Source organism: Fischerella muscicola PCC 7414, from assembly GCF_000317205.1.
GTDB lineage: Bacteria > Cyanobacteriota > Cyanobacteriia > Cyanobacteriales > Nostocaceae > Fischerella > Fischerella muscicola.
Genome location: NZ_AJLK01000226.1, coordinates 1 through 1,029 on the forward strand (window position 1 = coordinate 1; position 1,029 = coordinate 1,029).

Here is a 1,029-nt window from a genome sequence, read left to right on the forward strand (position 1 = left end):
TGTGACATACTCCCGACGCTGACACTTCGTGTACAGCGCGGGCTTCTCAGCCAATCCGGCTATTGCGCGCGGAGACGCTGAGCTTTAAGAACGGAATGCCCTACCGCTCTATTTTTTATATTTATGGCTGCATTATGGTCACGGTCGAGACTGCAACCACACTGACAAGAGTGCCAACGTTCATGCAACTTCTTGGGAACTTTCACTCCACAACTAGAGCAGTCTTGAGAAGTGCCAGAAGCATTCACAGCAATAACCAACAAACCAGCATTCTCGGCTTTGTTCGTGAGTATAGACAGGAAGCTTGACCATCCGGCATCATGCACAGACTTTGCTAGTCTGGATATGACAAGTCCTTTGACGTTACTATCTCCGCTCAAAAATCGGTCAAAAGTAACCTTAACTCGCTTGACCACATCCTGCAAAACCTGTGAGTGAATCTCGCCGTAATGCGGATGTGTTTTTTTGAGGCTAGGTAAAGTTTTCTTTTGACTGTAATAGTCGGGGTTATCTCTTAACTCTGGAAAGCTACAAACAAGAGGACAGGCATTGATTGGACAACGATTTTGCTCATACCAATTAAATCTGTCAGCCAACAAATAGTTATATTGAGCGCAAAGCATAGACAACCATCTGTCTATTTCTTCGGCTTGTTGCTTTGTCGGTCGTAGCTTGAACTGGTATGCTGTCCTCATTTGTTTATCACTTCTTTGATGTATCCATGCTAGCATGAATGTATCAACAATGGTGATACAAATGAAGCCAAATTCTATAAGAATACGATTATCTGACAGACGGTTAAATAAGCTACGTTTATATGCTGCACATACTGATAAAACGATGACACAAGTGGTCGAAGAGCTTATTGACTCGTTGCCAAGCCTAGAGAGAGACAAACAGAGCGCTGACCCCGTTCCTGCATCAAGACAAGCTTGATATAAATCTGGGGTCGCACTCTCTTTGTCCGGGCATTCATCTCGTCGCTGAATCAAAGATTACAGCGCGGGGCTTCTGCCCGAACTAGCTAAA

General features: G+C 44.5%; 1 protein-coding gene. It reads right to left on the bottom strand.

The window, feature by feature from the left end; translation table 11 throughout:
- Positions 1-59 precede the first annotated feature (59 nt).
- Complete coding sequence (locus UYI_RS0131355; protein ID WP_026086295.1) at positions 60-695, bottom strand: RNA-guided endonuclease InsQ/TnpB family protein; 636 nt, start codon at positions 693-695, stop codon at positions 60-62.
- Positions 696-1,029: the final 334 nt, after the last annotated feature.